Raw genomic sequence first — 15,148 nt, 5'->3', positions numbered from 1 at the left:
CCTCCCCGTTCCGCCCGCCCTCCACTGATGCAACGTCAGAACATGTCAACCACACCGTCCTTGCCCGAACAGTCGGACCGGCCCGGGGCGGTTCACAGTTCCGCCACGAGGCCTTGGAAGAACACCCTCAACATCCATTGTCGCCACGCATGTTCGGAGGTAGAGTCGCCGTTCGCCGAGCACGGATGAGCAGTTCTCAGCGCATTTGGGGCGGGCATGTCAATTAATCGCGGTTCCCTCCAGGTCGCCCCCGACCTGCTCGACGTGTTCAGAGATATCGCACGTCGAAATCCCCATCGTCCGGCGATCGTCCACAACGGACGCGCCCTGACCTACCGCCGGCTCCTGGAGTCGGTGAACACCCTGGCCGACGGCCTGGGACCGGCGCCCGGCACGGTCGCCGTACCGGCCGTCCACGCGACCGGAACGGTGGTCGCACTGCTCGGCGTGCTGACCGCCGGGGGCGCCTATTGCCCCGTCGATCCGGCATTCCCGACGGCTCGCCGACACGCCATGGCGGCGGCCGCGCAGTGCCGTACCGCGGTGTCCGGAAGCTCCGGCGACCGGCTCCGACTCGGCCTCCGATTAGTGGCGTCACCGGAACCACCGGAAATCGCCGGGAACCCCCCGGGAAGCCCCCCGGGGGATCCACCCGGGACGGACCCGGAACAACCGGCCTGCATTCTCTTCACGTCGGGTTCGACCGGGCAGCCGAAACCCGTCCTCACCCCCCGCCGGGCCCTCACCGCCACCGCCCGCGCCCTGGGCCGGCTGTTCGGACTCACCCCCGAGGACCGGGTGCTCCAGTTCGCCTCGCTGAACTGGGACACCAGCTTCGAGGAGATCCTCCCCACCCTCACCACCGGCGCGACCCTGGTCATCGACCGGGACGCGCACAGCGGCTCCTTCCCCCGGTTCCTGCGGCTGCTCGACCGCGAGCGGATCACCGTCCTGGACCTGCCGACCGCCTTCTGGCACGAACTGGTCCACCACCTGGTCGACTCGGGCGACCGACTGCCCTCCTGCGTCCGCCTGCTGGTGATCGGCGGGGAGGCGGCCGCACCCGCCCGGCTGGCCGACTGGACCCGGCTGCCGACCGGCGGGATCAGGCTGCTGAACACCTACGGCTGCACCGAGACCACCCAGATCACCCACGCCGTGGACCTCGCCGGCCCGCTCGCCCCCGGGCGGCACTGGGACGGCACCGCCCGCGCCCCGATCGGCCGCGCCCTGCCGCACGTCGTCGAACGCCTCGACGAGCGGGGCGAGTTGCTGATCGGCGGCCCGTCCGTCGCGCTCGGCTACCTCGGCCTGCCCGAGGCCACCGCGGCGCGCTTCACCACCCTGGACGGCGAACGCTACTTCCGCACCGGCGACCGGACGGCCCGCGACCCGGACGGGCTGCTCACCCACCAGGGCCGACTGGACGGCGAGTTGAAGGTCCGCGGCATCCGGGTGGACCCGGCCGAGGTGGAGGCCCACCTCACCGCCCACCCGGACGTCACCGCCGCCGCCGTCACCGGCGCCACCGAGGCGGGCCGCACCACCCTGGTCGCGTACGTGGTGGCGCGCCCGCACGCCGCCGCCCGCGCACCCGGCCCCGAATTCGGCCGCGCACTGCTGCAGCACCTGCGGGAGCGGGTCCCCGGCCACCTCGTACCGGCCCGGATCACCCTCGTGCCCGCCCTGCCGCACACCCCGAGCGGCAAGGTCGACCGGGCCGGCTGCCACCGGCAGTACGCGACCCACCCCGACAGGTCGAGATCGAAGGAGACCCCTCGTGAACACTGACCCCGTGCGCACTGCCGAACCCACCGCCCCCGCCACCCCGGAGGCGCTGGCCGCCGTCTTCCGGCGGGTCCTGGAACGCGAGGACGTCACCGCCGACTCCGACTTCTTCGACCTGGGCGGGGACTCGCTGGTCGCCACCCGGGTGCTGAGCGCCGTCGCCCGCCTCCACGGCGTGGAACTGACCTTCGACGACTTCCTGTTCGCGCCCACCCCGGCCCGCCTGGCCCGGCGGATCGCGGCCGCCGCATGAACGAGGGCCACAGACGCAGCGCGGTCGTGGTCGGCGCCGGCCTCGCCGGACTCACCGCCGCGACCGGACTGGCCGCCCACGGCTACGCTGTCACCGTCCTGGAGGCCCGGGACCGGGTCGGCGGCCGCACCCACGGCATCGAGGCCGCACCCGGCGTCCGGGTCGACGCCGGCGCCGCCTACCTCGGCGACCGGCACACCGAACTGCTCGCACTGACGGCGGACTTGGGCCTCAAGACCACCCCCACCACGATGCTCGGCGCCAGCCGCTTCGCCCTCACCCCCGACCGCCCCGACAGCCCCGACAGCCCTGCCCGCCCTGCCCGTCCCGACCGCCCTGCCCGTCCCGACACTCCCGGCGCCGGGGACGAACCCGCCACCCGGGACGGCCGGTTCCCCCCGCTGGACGCCGTCGCCCTCGGCGACCTCTTCGAGCGGCTGACCGAACTCACCGACGCGGTACGGCCCGAGGCCCCCTGGCTCACCCCGGACGCCGAGCGGTTGGACGCCCTCACCGCCGCCGACTGGGCCGAGCAGCACCTCACCCACCCCGACGCCCGGCTGTTCTTCCCGCTCTTCCTCGGCGAGATGTGCGCCGCCGACCCGGCCGACCTCTCCGTCCTCCACCTCGCCTTCTACCTGCGCTCCGGCGGCGGCCTGCGCTACCTCAACGCCTTCGCCGGCGGCGCCCAGCAGGACCGGATCGACGGCGGCGCCCACCAACTCTGCGAGCGGCTGGCCGAACCGCTGGGCGCCCGGCTGCGCCTCGGCGAGCCGGTCCGGGCCGTCCACCAGGACGACCGGTCGGTGACTGTGCACACCGAACGGGGCGCCCACCGGGCCGACGTCGCGGTGCTGGCGCTGCCGCCGCTGCTCGCCGACGCCCTCGCGTACGAACCCGCCCTGCCCGCACCGCGCGCCGGGGACCGCACCGCGCGCGGCTGCGCGATCAAGGTCCACCTGGTCTACCCGTCCCCGCTCTGGCGCGAACACGGCCTCTCCGGCTGGTCGGTGAACGCCCGGGGGCCGCTGCTCTCCACCGTGGACGACTTCCCCGGCGGCGCAACGCCCGCAGCGGGGATCGGCGTGCTGACCGGCTTCGTCACCGGCGCCGAGGCCCACCGCTTCGGCGCCCTCACCCCCGAACGGCAGCGCGCCGAGGCCGCCGGCCAGGCCGCCCGGCTGTTCCCGATGCTGCCCGAGCCGCTCGGCGTCCACATCACCGACTGGCTCGACGACCCCTACAGCCGGGGCTGCTACGCCGCCCTGCTCGGCCCCGGCGACTGGATCCGCACCGGCCCGACGCTCACCCGGCCGCACCGACGGGTGCACTGGGCCGGCACCGAGACCAGCACCGCGTTCTTCGGCCTGATGGAGGGCGCGGTCCGCTCCGGCCACCGGGTGGTCGCCGAGATCCTCGCCCGCGCCTGAGCCCGATCCTGAGCCCACGGCCCCTCTCTCCCCCTTCACCTTCACCTCCACCACGCCCCCAGGCGCCCGCCCCACCGGGCCGCGCGCCCGGCACCCCACGCCCGGAGACCCCATGAGCGACCAGACCGCCCCGAGCGGGCAGACCACCATCGCGCCGCTCGCCGCCCGCGAGCGGCTGATGGCCGAACCCGCCCTCGGGGCCGGCAACTTCCTCGACCACGCGGTCGCGGCGAACCCGCACCGGTCCGTCCCCTCCGTCTTCACCCACCGCACCGACCACCGCGGTGAGGTCGTGCTGCGCGGCCACAGCCTGCTCGACCTGGTCGCCCTGCGCGACCGCTACGCCGCCTGGTACCACGCCAACGGGGTGCGTCCCGGCGAGCCGGTCGCCGTGGTGGTCGGCGAGGGCCTGGAACCGCTGCTGCACTTCCTCGCGCTCACCTCGCTCGGCGCCGTCCCCGCACTGGTCAACGACGCGCTGCGGCACGACGTGCTGGTGCGCTACCTGGACCACGTCGGCGTGGTCGGCGTGGTCGCCGACGACACCACCCGGCTGGCCGCCGCCTACCGGCAGGACCCACAGCGGCGGCCCCGCTTCCTCGCCCCGGCCGCCGAGGTCCGGGCCTTCGACGCCGGCGCCGTCGCCCTGCCCGCCGGGCACCCGTACCGGCACGCCGCCGAGGACGTGGTGGCGCTGATCCACTCCTCCGGCACCACCGGCACCCCCAAGTCCACCATGCTGGCGCACCGCGGCTTCTGGGACGGCAAGCAGCCCCGGATGACCCGCTTCCCCGCCGAGCCGTACGACCGGCTGATGTCACTGATGCCGCACACCCACGCGGGCGGCCTCAGCTACTTCCTCACCGCCGTGCTACTCGGGCTGCCGACCGTGGTGATGTCGGACTGGCGCCGCGTCGTCGTCGAGCCGGTGATGGAGGCCTTCCAGCCGACCATGGTCGCCTCCTTCCCGCGCACCTTCGTCGAACTGGCCACCGGCGAGCTGCCGGTGCGCGGCGCGGCCCGGGTGCACTCCTGGTTCAACACCGGCGACAGCGCCCACCACGGGCACATCCGCCGACTGGTCACCCTCGGCGAGCGGCCCGCCGGACTGGTCCGCCCCTGGCTGCTGCCGCGCGAGAAGGCGGAACAACCCGCCCTGCCCGGTTCGCAGTTCATCGACGGGCTGGGCTCCTCGGAGATGGGCATGGCCCTGTTCGGCCAGGTCACCACCCCGGAGAGCGAACGGGACGACCGCTGCGTGGGCCGACCGCTGGAGGTGGTCCGCCGGGCCGCCGTCCTGGACCACGACGGCACCGAAGTCCCGGACGGCACGGTCGGGTTGCTCGCCGTCGACGCCCCCTCGCTGACCCCCGGCTACTGGAACGACGAGCGGCTGACCGCGAGCTTCGAGCTGGCCGGCTACTGGCTCACCGGTGACGTCGCCCGCCGCGGCGCCGACGGCCGCTTCCACCACCTCGACCGCACGGTGGACGTCATCGACACCGTCCACGGCCCGGTCTACAGCCTGCCGGTCGAGGAGGTGCTGCTGGCCGACTGCGCCGAGCTGATCCGGGACTGCGCGGTGGTGGGCGTCCCGGCCGGCCCCGGAGGCGGTCAACTCCCCATCGCCGTGGTCCAGTTGCAGGAGGGCCGGGCCGAGGTCGAGGCCGGGGCCGGGGCCGAGGAGGTGCGCGCCGCCGCCAACCGGGCACTGGCCGCCGCCGGGCTGTCCGCCCTCGCCGCCGTCCGACTCGCCCTGCGGCCCGAGGACTTCCCGCTCGGCCCGACCGGCAAGGTGCTCAAACGCGAACTGCGCACCCGCCACGCCGGCCTCCTCACCGGCCAGTAGGGCACCGTGGACCACCCCGCCGACCCCACCGACCGCACCTCTCACACCGACCGTGCCGACCCCACCGACCGCCCGGTGATCCGCCAGCCGTACCAGTACACCCGGACGCCCCTGGTCGAACCGGACTGGCGCCGGCTGCCCGGCTGGCGCCAGGTCACCGAGGCCCAGTGGCGCGACGCCCAGTGGCAGCGCGCCCACTCCGTCCGGACCGCCCGCCAGCTGCGGGCCGTCGTCGGCGGCCTGCTCACCGACCACGTCTACACCGAACTCGCCGCCGACCAGGTCCAGTTCGCCACCATGCCGGTGCTGCTGCCACCCCAGGTGCTGAACACCATGGCCGCCGACGCGCCGACCGAGCCGGGCGCCTTCACCGACGCCTTCCTGGCCGACCCGGTGCGCCGCTACATGCTGCCCGTACGCACCGACCGCCACCCGCGCTGGCCCAGCCACCCCCGGGCCGAACGGGACTCCCTGCACGAGGCCGAGATGTGGGCCGTCGAGGGCCTGACCCACCGCTACCCCACCAAGGTGCTGGCCGAGCTGACCGCCACCTGCCCCCAGTACTGCGGCCAGTGCACCCGGATGGACCTGGTCGGCACCTCCACCCCGCAGGTGGCCAAGACCCGGCTGCTGCTGCGCCCCGCCGACCGCCAGGAGCAGATCCTCGACTACCTCAAGCGCACCCCCTCGGTGCGCGACGTGGTGCTCTCCGGCGGCGACCTCGCCAACGTGCCCTGGCCGCGCCTGGAGTCCTTCCTGCTGCGGCTGCTCGAACTCGGCTCGGTCCGCGACATCCGGCTCGCCAGCAAGGCCGTGGTGGGCCTGCCCCAGCACTGGCTGCAGCCCCGGGTGCTGGCCGGCGTGGCGCGGGTAGCCGGGATCGCCGCCCGCCGGTCCGTCAACCTCGCCGTGCACACCCACGCCAACCACGTCCGCTCGATCACCCCGCTGGTCGCCGAGGCGGCCCGGGCGCTGCTGGACGCGGGCGTCCGGGACGTCCGCAACCAGGGCGTGCTGATGCGCGGCGTCAACGACACCCCGCAGGACCTGCTGGACCTCTGCTTCGCCCTCCAGGGCGAGGCCAACGTGCTGCCGTACTACTTCTACCTCTGCGACCTCGTGCCGGGCGCCGAGCACTGGCGCACCCCGCTGCACCGGGCGCAGCACCTCCAGGAGGCGATCATGGGCTACCTGCCCGGCTACGCCACCCCGCGCCTGGTCTGCGACGTCCCGCGGGTCGGCAAGCGCTGGGTGCACCAGGCGGTGGCGTACGACCGCGAGCGCGGCATCTCGTACTGGACCAAGAACTACCGCACCAGCCTGGAGGGCGACGCCGCCGACCCGGACGTCCTCGACCGCCGCCACGCCTACTACGACCCGGTGGACACCCTGCCCGAGGCCGGCCGCCGCTGGTGGGCCGGGCAGGCCGCCACCCCCGGACCCGCCTCCGCGCCGGTACCCGCACCCGCACCCCGAGGAGCCGCATGAACACCGCCGACCAGGCCGACCCCGTCGGCCCCGTCGACCCGGCAGGCCCGCTGCGCCGGATGTGCTGGATCTTCCCCGACCGGGAGTCCTCCCGGATGGCCGAGATGTGGCACGGCTTCTTCTGGGACCGCTACGCCGAGTGCGCCGCCGAGCTCGGCCTGCAGTGGAGCCGGCACGCGCCGGACGCCGTCAGCGTGGACGCCACCGGCCCCGGCCGCCCCCGGGTGTACGTGGACGACGAGTCGGTCACCCCCGAGTCCACCCTGTTCATCACCGCGCTCTACTCGCTGCCGTACCAGGCGATGGACGTCTTCAACCAGTACGCCCTGTACGCGGTACTCGAACAGGCCGGCTTCTACCTGCCGTTCCCGCCGCAGGTGTCGCTGATCGGCAACGACAAGCTGGCCACCCTGCTGTTCCTGGCCGACTCCCCGGTCCCCACCATCCCGACCGTGCGGATCGGCACCGGGCGGGAGACCGCCAAGTACGGCTACGAGGTGGCGCTCGGCGGCATGACCTACCCGGCCATCGTCAAGCCGGCCGGCTGGTGCGGCGGCGGCGGGATCAACCTGGCCCGCGGCCCCGAGGACGTCCGCGGCCTGGCCACCCTCGCCCAGGGCGGCGACACCACCCTGGTGATCCAGCCGTACCTGGGCGACGGCACCGTCGACTACCGGGTGTACGTGGTCGACGGCCGCCCGTACGCGGTGATGAAGCGCACCCCGCTGCCGGGCTCCCCGGTGGCCAACGCCAGCCGCGGCGGGACGATGGAGTTCCCCCCGGTACCACCCGAACTCGCCGCCGCCACCGCCTGGTTCGCCGAACGGCTGCCGATCCCGTTCTTCTGCGTCGACTTCCTCCACGACGGCGAGCGCTACTGGTTCTCCGAGCTGGAGCCGGACGGCGTGATCGCCCCCGACCTCACCGACCCGGACCGCACCCTGCAACGCGACGTCACCCGGGCCCGGTTCGCCGCCTACCGGGACGGCCACGCCAAGTGGCTCGCCGACGGCGCCCGCCCGCTCACCCTCCCCCTCGGCCCCGACCACCGGACGGACCCCCGATGACCGCCTTCTCCCTCCCCCCGGAGGAAGCCGCCCCGCGGCTGTCCGTCGCCCGGCGCACCCTCGCCCGCCTGCGGACCGTGCCCGGCCTCGCCGAACGCTACGAAGGCCACCCGGACATCCGCACCCTCGACGGCCTCGCCGCGCTCCCGCCGCTGGCCAAGGACGACCTCAACACCGCCCTCGCCCACCTGGAACCGACCGCCGAGCACACCGCCACCTGGCTGTTCCAGAGTGGCGGCTCCACCGGCGCGCCCAAGCTCGGCTACGCCCCCACCGGCTTCTACATGGCCGGCGTGCACGCCCACTGGCAGCCGCTGGACCGCTCGGACGTCTTCGTCAACGCCTGGGGCGCGGGCCGGATGTGGGGTGCCCACTTCCTCGCCGCCGCGCTCGCCGACCTCGCCGGCTGCCGGATCATCGCCCTCGGCTCGGTCACCGCGGCGGAGTACGGCCCGTGGCTGGAGTTCCTGGCCGCCCGGCGGGTGACGGCCATCGGCGGCACCCCCAGCGTGCTGCGGCTCTGGTTCACCCACGCCCGCGCCGCCGGGATCCGCCTGCCCGACCTGCGCAAGGTGCTGTGGCTCGGCGAGGCCTGGCAGGACCAACTCGCCGAGGACCTCGCGGTGGTGGCCCCGCAGGCCCGCCGCTGGGGCATGTTCGGCAGCACCGAGACCTGGGTCGTCGCCACCAACACCCCGGACTGCCCGGCCGACACCTTCCACCCGCTGCCGCACCAGCTGGTGCACGCCGACGCCGACGGCCTGCTGGACTTCACCACCCTCGACCCCGAGATGCTCAACCCCGTGCTGCGCTACCGCACCGGCGACGCGGGCGAGTTGACCGGCTGCCGGTGCGGCCGCCCGGGCCCGGCGATGCGGGTGCACGGCCGCCGCGACAGCGTCGTCCAGGTGCGCGGCCTCGGACTGGACGTGGACCAGGTGATCGCCCACGCGGAACGCGCACCCGGCGTCGCCCGCGCCCAGCTCGTACTCACCCGACAGGGCGGCCGGGTCACCGAGTTGGACGTCCTGCTGCTCACCGCCCCCGGCGCCGCCCCGGACACCGGCCGGCTGCGCGGGGAACTGCTCGCCGCCACCTTCACCCTGAGCACCGCCTTCCAGCACGACCCCGGCAACGTCCGGGTCCGCACGGTCAGCGAGCTGATCGGCAACGAGCGCACCGGCAAGACCGCCGCCCTGGTCGTCCGGGAGGAGACGTGAGAGGCGGACCCGGAGCAGACGTGAAAGGCGGACCCGCGAGCACCCGACTGGGGCGAGGCTTCTCGCTGTTCTGGGCCGGCCAGACCGTCAGCCTGGTGGGCGACAAGGTCACCGTCTTCGTCGTCCCGACCCTGATGATCTTCGCCCTGCACGCCTCCGCCCTCCAGGTCGGCGTGGTGGCGATGGCCCAGTACCTCGGCATCCCGCTGCTCGGCCCGATCGCCGGGGTGCTGGTCGACCGCTGGGACAAGCGCCGCACCATGCTGGTCTGCGACCTGGTCCGGCTGGCCGCCGTCGCCGCGATCCCGCTCGCCTACGCGCTGGACGTGCTCTCCACCCCGCTGCTGTTCGGCTGCGTCGCCGTCATCAGCGGCGCGACCATCTTCTTCAACGTCGGCTACCTGGTCGCCGTCCCCGCCGTGGTGCCCGAGGACGGCATGGTCCGCGCCTACTCCCGGCTGGAGGGCAGCGGTTCGGTCGCCGAGGTCGCCGGGCCGTCCATCGCGGCCGCCCTCTACAGCGCGCTCGGCGTGGCCGCCCTGCTGGCCGACGCGGCCAGCTACCTGGTCTCGGCGGCCTGCTTCCGCGCCATGCGCCCCTGGGGCGAGCGGACCGTCGAGGAGGGCGGCATCCGGGAGCGGCTGACCCGCGGCTTCCGGCTGAACTGGGCCGACCCGGTGCTGCGCCGGGTGGTGCTGGCGGCCGTCGTGCTCAACTGCGGCGGGCCGGTGTTCGTCACCGTGCTGCCCGTCCTCGCCTACCGGGGCCTGGGCGTCCAGGTCGGCGTCTTCGGCGCGGCCATGTCGGTCGCGGCCCTCGGCGCACTGCTCGGCGCCGTGGTCGCGCCCCGGCTCTCCCGGCGGTTCGGCCTGGGCCGGACCCTGGCCTGGTCGCTGCTGCTGCACTGCCTGGTCGGCCTCGGCGTGCTCGCCGCGCCCGCTCTGCCGCCCGGCCCGGTGATCGCCGTGACCATGGGCTGCTACGGCTTCTTCATGTCCTGCCTCAACGTGTGCAGCGCCCCCACCCGGCAGTCCCGGATGTCCGCGCGCAACCAGGGCGTGATGCACGCCGCCTTCCGGACCGTCACCTGGGGTGTGATCCCGCTCGCCGCCCTGGTCGGCGGCCTGGCCGTGACCCTGCTGACCGGGCCGCTCGGCGTCCTCGACGCCGCCCGGGCCGCGATGGCGGGCGGCACCCTGCTGGCCGCCTGCTCCTTCGTCCCGGCCCTCGGCATCCAACCGCTGCTCGACGCGTCCGCCGCCGAGGCCGCCGCCGAATCCACGGTCGAACCCGCCGCAGAGGCCGCCATCGAATCCACGGTCGAACCCGCCACCGAACCCGCCGCAGAGCCCGCCGCCGAGCCCGTGGAGCACACCCCGTGAGCGCCCGGGGCCAGGTGCTGCTGGTCACCGGGACGTCCTCCGGCATCGGCCTGGCCACCGCCGTCGCCGCGGCCCGCGCCGGGTTCACCACCGTCGCCTCGCTGCGCGACCCCGCCCGCTCGGGCCCGCTGCGGAAGGCCGCCCGAGAAGCCGGGGTCACCCTGGACATCCGGCGCCTCGACGTCACCGAACCCGCCTCCGTCGCCGACTGCGTGGACGACCTCGCCCGGACGTACGGGCGGCTGGACGCCGTCGTCAACAACGCCGGCGTCGCCAACTCCGACCCGACCCTGGAGATGTCCACCGACGCCGCGCTGCGCGCCAACCTGGAGGTCAACTTCTTCGGCGTGGCCGCCGTCAGCCGCGCCGCGATGCCCCTGCTGCGGGCCTCCGGCGGCCGGCTGATCACCGTCGGCAGCGTGCACGGCGTCATCGGCCAGCCCTTCAACGAGGCCTACTGCGCGGCCAAGTTCGCCGTCGAGGGCTTCATGGAGGCGCTCGCCCCGGTGGCCGCCGCCCACGGCGTGCGGGTCTCCGTCGTCGTCCCCGGCTTCGTGCCGGACTCCCGTTTCGGGATCTTCCCCGACGTCGACCGCCGGACCCTGCACGCCGCCTCCGGCCCGTACGCGCCCACCTTCGCCGGCTACCTGGACCGACTCGGCGCCCAGGGCTGGGAGAGCGCCGCCCAGAGCGCCCGGGAGGTGGCGGCCGTCGTGCTCCGCACCCTCGACGACGAGGACCCGCCGTTCCGGGTGCCGACCGGCCCCTGGGCCTCCGCCTACCTCGCCGCCAAACTCGCCGACCGGGACGGCTCGACCGTCCAGCGGCTCGCCCGCACCTGGCTCGGACAGCCCGAATTCCCCTCCTGAACCGTGGAGTCGACGTGCCCGCCAAATCCGTCTCCGAACTGGTCGCGTTCGCCCGCGCCCACTCGCCGTTCTACGCCGAGCTCTACCGCGACCTGCCTCCCGGCACCGACCGGCTCGACCGGCTCCCGGTGATCGACCAGGCCGCCTTCTGGACCGCCAACTCCTGGCCCGACAACCGGGTGCTGACCGGCCCGCTCACCGACGCCGGCGTCTACCGGACCGGCGGCACCACCGGCGCCCCCAAGCTCTCGCCGTGGACCCGCACCGAACACGCCGACTCCGTCACCGCCTTCGGCGCCGGCCTGGTCCGCGCCGGCCTCCGGCCCGGCCACCGGGTCGCCAACCTCTTCATGGCCGGCGAACTCTACGGCGGCTTCCTCTACATCGAGAACGCCCTGCACCACGCGCCGGTGGAGAACGTCCGCCTGGCCGTCGGCGGCGCCGCCCCGGACGACGCCGTCGCCGACCTGATCAGCGGCTTCGGCGTGCACGTCCTGGCCGGCGAGCCGATGAAGCTCAGCTCCGTCGCCGAGTGCCTGGTGCGGCGCGGCGAGCGCGCCGACTCCGTCGAACTCCTGCTGTTCGGCGGCGACCTGCTCTTCGCCGACCTGCGCCCGCTGCTCGCCCGCGCCTTCCCGAAGGCCGTCGTCGCCTCCGTGGGCTACGCCTCCAACGACGCCGGGCTGGTCGGCTCCCCGGTGCCCGGCGACGACCCCCGGGTGCACGAGGCCTTCCCGGACCGGACGGTCGTCGAGCTGGTCGACGACGCCACCGGCGAGCCGATCACCACCCCCGGCGTGCCCGGCCGGGTCGTGGTCACCAACCTGTTCCGCACCCTGCTGCCGATCCTGCGCTACCCCACCGGCGACCGCGCCGAATGGACCGACGACGGGTGCCGCCGCTTCCGCCTGCTCGGCCGCTCCGCCGAGGGCGCCCGGGTCGGACCGGTCGCGATGCCCACCGAGGAGGTCCGGGCCGCCCTGCTCGCCGCCGACCCGGCCGGGGCCATCGCCGGGATGCAGCTGGTCCAGCGCCGCTGGGACGGCCGCGACGGCCTCCTCCTTCGGCTCGGCTGCACCGAACAGCCCCCGCCCGGCCTCTCCGAGCGCCTGGTCGAGGCCGTCTACGCCGCCCGCCCGCTCTACCCCGCGGAGGTCGCGCTCGGCACCGTCCACCACCTCACCGTGGAGTGGGTCCCGCGCGCCGAACTCGTCACCAACCCGCGCACGGGCAAGCTCCAGCAGGTTCTGGACGAGCGCCCGCACGACTGAGCGGGCGAGCTGTGCGTGCGAGCCGTGCGCGCGAGCCGTGCGTGCGAGCTCTGCGTGCCGGGGGAGTCGGCCGCTCAACCGTCGTTCTGCGGCCGGCCCCCGACCACCACGCTCTGCCCGCGGAACTCGGCGATCACCCGGTCGTCCGCCGGCCGGCGCACCGTCACGTCGTAGATCCCGGCACGCCCGGCCCGCGCACGCTCCACCGCCTCGGCCACCAGCTCGTCCCCCACCGCCGCCGGAGCCAGGAAGACCACCTGGGCCGCCTGGGCGACGGTCACCGGACCGTGGCTGTTGCAGGCGTACGCGAAGGCGGCGTCGGCCAGCAGGAAGAGGAACCCGCCGTGCGCCGTGCCGTGCCCGTTCACCATCGTCGGGGCCACCGTCATCCGCATCACCGCGCGCCCGACGGACGCCTCCGCCAAGACGATGCCCAGCGAGCGGCTGGTCTCGTCCCGCTCGTACAGGGCGGCGATCACGGGGTCGAACATGGCGGCGCGGTCCCTCCGTCGACGGTGTCCGGCCCAGCGTAGGGGACCGGCCGCCTCCGGTCAGCGGCTGATCCCCGGTCAGTGGCTGGTCCCCGGTCAGCGGTCCACCGGTACCGGCGGGCTGTCAGCGGGTTGCCGACGGGTTGCCGGTGGGCTGCCAGTGGGTTGCCGGTGCTGTGAGCGGACTGTTCGCGTCCTGTGAGTGGGCGGGCGCAGGCTGGTCCACAACAGCAGCACCGACTCACCGGAGGCCACCGTGTCGATCGACTCCCGCACCAACTCCTCTGCGGACCACGCACCTTCGAAGCCCGGAGCCCGCCGGCCCCGGGCCTCCGTCCTGGTCTCCGGCGCCGGGATCGCCGGCACCGCCCTCGCCTACTGGCTCCACCGCTACGGCTTCCGGGTCACCGTCGTGGAGCGCGCCCCGGCCCTGCGCGGCGGCGGCCAGGCCGTCGACATCCGCGGCAACGCCCTGGACGTCATCGACCGGATGGGCCTGCTCGAAGAGGTCCGGGCCCGCCGCACCGGCCTGCGCGGGATGTCCCTGCTCGACGCGGACGGCCGCGAACTGAACCGCACCACCGAATGGACCGCCAGCGGCGGCCCGGTCGGCGGCCCCGACGTGGAGATCCTGCGCGACGAACTGGCGGAACTGATCGCCGCGGCGGCCGGGCCCGGCGTCGAGTACCGCTTCGACGACTCCATCGCCACCCTCGTCCAGGGCCCGGACGACGTCCGGGTCCGCTTCCGCGACGGCACCGAACGCTCCTACGACCTGGTCGTGGGCGCCGACGGACTCCACTCCACCACCCGCCGACTGGTCTTCGGCCCCGAGACCGACCACCTCCGCTCCACCGGCATCTACATCGCCGGCTGGAGCGTCCCCAACCACCTCGGCCTCGACCGCTGGGAGATCATCCAGCAGTCCGACGACGGCTGGGGCTCCCTGGTGATGACCGTCCGGGACAACACCGAACTGCGGGTCTTCGTCCGCTTCAACACCGACGAGCCGCTCGACCTGATGCTCCCGCGCGACCGCGCCGAGCAGCGCAAACTGGTCGCCGAACGCTGCGCCCACCTGCGCTGGGAGGTGCCGCGCTTCCTCACCGGGATGTGGGAGACCGAGGCCTTCCACTACGACGTCGTCGCCCAGATCCGGATGGACCGCTGGTCGAAGGACCGGGTCACCTTGGTCGGCGACGCCGGGTACTGCTGCTCCCCGCTCACCGGCCAGGGCACCAGCGTGGCCCTGACCGGCGCCTACGTCCTGGCCGGGGAACTGCACGCGGCGGACGGCGACCACCGCACCGCCTTCCCCGCCTACGAGCACCGCCTGCGCGACCACGTCGCGGCCAACCAGGCCATCCTCGACCTGACCACCGGCCCCGACGGGCACGGCACCAACCTGTTCGAGGCCCCGGACGGCCCGGCGTCCGGCGGCGAGCACGACGGCGGAAGTGCGGGCGAGGGCGTGCGGGGCTTCGACCGGCCGGGGATCGAGATGGAGACGGCCTTCCGCGCCGCCACCGTCTTCGACCTGCCCGACTACTCCTGAACGCCCCGCCACCGCCGGGGCCGAACCGCCGCCCCCCGTGCCGTCGGCCCCCGTGCTGTCGGCCCCGGGCTACGGCAGGCAGCGGCCGATGACCAGCTCCGGGCGGATCCGGATCCGGACCGCGTCGGGGGCACCGGCCGCCACCGGACGGACCTGGGCACGGCCGAGGACGGTGACGAACCAGCCGGAACCGTCCCGGCCGTCCACCTCGTCGGCCTCGAAGGCGATCACCGCGCCGTCCACCGCCCGGGCCAGCTCGGAGTCGGCGGACGCCGCGACCAGCACCCCGCCGGGCGCCAGCCGGAACGACACCGGGAGCACCGCCGGCAGGGCATCGACCGTGTAGACCACCCGCCCGACCGGGGCCCGGCGCAACAGCTCCAACGCCCGGCTCCGGTCGAGTTCACGGAGGCCGGACCGGTCGGGGAGGTCGCCGGAGGAGGGGCGGGGGGACGGAACGTGATCGCGCTTCATGCGAGCGATGC

General features: G+C 74.6%; 13 protein-coding genes. 11 read left to right on the top strand and 2 right to left on the bottom strand.

Going from position 1 to position 15,148, the window contains the following annotated elements; all coding sequences use genetic code 11:
• Positions 1–216 precede the first annotated feature (216 nt).
• The 10 genes from ABTZ03_RS13550 (at position 217) to ABTZ03_RS13505 (ending at position 12,617) form a co-directional block, all read left to right on the top strand.
• Positions 217–1,791 carry an amino acid adenylation domain-containing protein gene (locus ABTZ03_RS13550; protein WP_350513078.1) on the top strand — a complete coding sequence of 525 codons (1,575 nt, stop codon included), beginning with the start codon at positions 217–219 and terminating at the stop codon, positions 1,789–1,791.
• Positions 1,781–2,041 (top strand): acyl carrier protein, encoded by a 261-nt coding sequence (locus ABTZ03_RS13545; protein WP_350513077.1) that lies wholly within the window; start codon positions 1,781–1,783, stop codon positions 2,039–2,041. The genes ABTZ03_RS13550 and ABTZ03_RS13545 overlap by 11 nt, the downstream gene beginning before the upstream one ends.
• Positions 2,038–3,471 carry a flavin monoamine oxidase family protein gene (locus ABTZ03_RS13540; RefSeq protein ID WP_350513076.1) on the top strand — a complete coding sequence of 478 codons (1,434 nt, stop codon included), beginning with the start codon at positions 2,038–2,040 and terminating at the stop codon, positions 3,469–3,471. The genes ABTZ03_RS13545 and ABTZ03_RS13540 overlap by 4 nt, the downstream gene beginning before the upstream one ends.
• A gap of 112 nt (positions 3,472–3,583) precedes the next feature.
• Complete coding sequence (locus ABTZ03_RS13535; protein ID WP_350513075.1) at positions 3,584–5,320, top strand: class I adenylate-forming enzyme family protein; 1,737 nt, start codon at positions 3,584–3,586, stop codon at positions 5,318–5,320.
• A gap of 6 nt (positions 5,321–5,326) precedes the next feature.
• Positions 5,327–6,808, top strand: a complete 1,482-nt coding sequence (locus tag ABTZ03_RS13530) for a KamA family radical SAM protein (RefSeq protein WP_350513074.1) — start codon at positions 5,327–5,329, stop codon at positions 6,806–6,808.
• Positions 6,805–7,875: an ATP-grasp domain-containing protein gene (locus tag ABTZ03_RS13525; protein WP_350513073.1), complete on the top strand. Its 1,071-nt coding sequence runs from the start codon at positions 6,805–6,807 to the stop codon at positions 7,873–7,875. The genes ABTZ03_RS13530 and ABTZ03_RS13525 overlap by 4 nt, the downstream gene beginning before the upstream one ends.
• Complete coding sequence (locus tag ABTZ03_RS13520; protein WP_350513072.1) at positions 7,872–9,095, top strand: AMP-binding protein; 1,224 nt, start codon at positions 7,872–7,874, stop codon at positions 9,093–9,095. The genes ABTZ03_RS13525 and ABTZ03_RS13520 overlap by 4 nt, the downstream gene beginning before the upstream one ends.
• Before the next feature lie 20 nt (positions 9,096–9,115).
• On the top strand, positions 9,116–10,477 hold the full coding sequence (locus ABTZ03_RS13515) for an MFS transporter (RefSeq protein WP_350513071.1): 1,362 nt from the start codon (positions 9,116–9,118) through the stop codon (positions 10,475–10,477).
• Entirely contained in the window at positions 10,474–11,346 is an 873-nt protein-coding gene (locus ABTZ03_RS13510; protein WP_350513070.1) for an SDR family NAD(P)-dependent oxidoreductase, read from the top strand. The genes ABTZ03_RS13515 and ABTZ03_RS13510 overlap by 4 nt, the downstream gene beginning before the upstream one ends.
• Before the next feature lie 14 nt (positions 11,347–11,360).
• Positions 11,361–12,617, top strand: coding sequence for a phenylacetate--CoA ligase family protein (locus ABTZ03_RS13505; protein ID WP_350513069.1), 1,257 nt, complete (start codon positions 11,361–11,363; stop codon positions 12,615–12,617).
• A 74-nt stretch (positions 12,618–12,691) separates the two neighbouring features.
• Here ABTZ03_RS13505 and paaI read toward each other — a convergent pair whose 3' ends face one another.
• Complete coding sequence (gene paaI, locus ABTZ03_RS13500; RefSeq protein WP_350513068.1) at positions 12,692–13,108, bottom strand: hydroxyphenylacetyl-CoA thioesterase PaaI; 417 nt, start codon at positions 13,106–13,108, stop codon at positions 12,692–12,694.
• 202 nt (positions 13,109–13,310) lie between these two features.
• Between paaI and ABTZ03_RS13495 the strand changes: the two genes are divergently transcribed.
• On the top strand, positions 13,311–14,663 hold the full coding sequence (locus ABTZ03_RS13495) for an FAD-dependent monooxygenase (RefSeq protein WP_350513067.1): 1,353 nt from the start codon (positions 13,311–13,313) through the stop codon (positions 14,661–14,663).
• 69 nt (positions 14,664–14,732) lie between these two features.
• Here the strand turns inward: ABTZ03_RS13495 and ABTZ03_RS13490 are convergent, their stop codons facing one another.
• Positions 14,733–15,137 carry a pyridoxamine 5'-phosphate oxidase family protein gene (locus ABTZ03_RS13490; RefSeq protein ID WP_350513066.1) on the bottom strand — a complete coding sequence of 135 codons (405 nt, stop codon included), beginning with the start codon at positions 15,135–15,137 and terminating at the stop codon, positions 14,733–14,735.
• Positions 15,138–15,148: the final 11 nt, after the last annotated feature.

This window comes from Kitasatospora sp. NPDC096077 (assembly GCF_040303245.1).
Lineage (GTDB): Bacteria > Actinomycetota > Actinomycetes > Streptomycetales > Streptomycetaceae > Kitasatospora.
The sequence above is the reverse complement of the archived record's forward strand: the minus strand, read 5'-3'. Positions and strand labels throughout refer to the sequence as shown.

Bases quoted from the DNA above. Each gene is read 5' to 3' on its own strand.
- ABTZ03_RS13550 (WP_350513078.1), top strand. From the start codon at position 217: ATGTCAATTAATCGCGGTTCCCTCCAGGTCGCCCCCGACCTGCTCGAC.
- ABTZ03_RS13540 (WP_350513076.1), top strand. From the start codon at position 2,038: ATGAACGAGGGCCACAGACGCAGCGCGGTCGTGGTCGGCGCCGGCCTC.
- ABTZ03_RS13535 (WP_350513075.1), top strand. From the start codon at position 3,584: ATGAGCGACCAGACCGCCCCGAGCGGGCAGACCACCATCGCGCCGCTC.
- ABTZ03_RS13525 (WP_350513073.1), top strand. From the start codon at position 6,805: ATGAACACCGCCGACCAGGCCGACCCCGTCGGCCCCGTCGACCCGGCA.
- ABTZ03_RS13520 (WP_350513072.1), top strand. From the start codon at position 7,872: ATGACCGCCTTCTCCCTCCCCCCGGAGGAAGCCGCCCCGCGGCTGTCC.
- paaI (WP_350513068.1), bottom strand. From the start codon at position 13,108: ATGTTCGACCCCGTGATCGCCGCCCTGTACGAGCGGGACGAGACCAGC.
- ABTZ03_RS13490 (WP_350513066.1), bottom strand. From the start codon at position 15,137: ATGAAGCGCGATCACGTTCCGTCCCCCCGCCCCTCCTCCGGCGACCTC.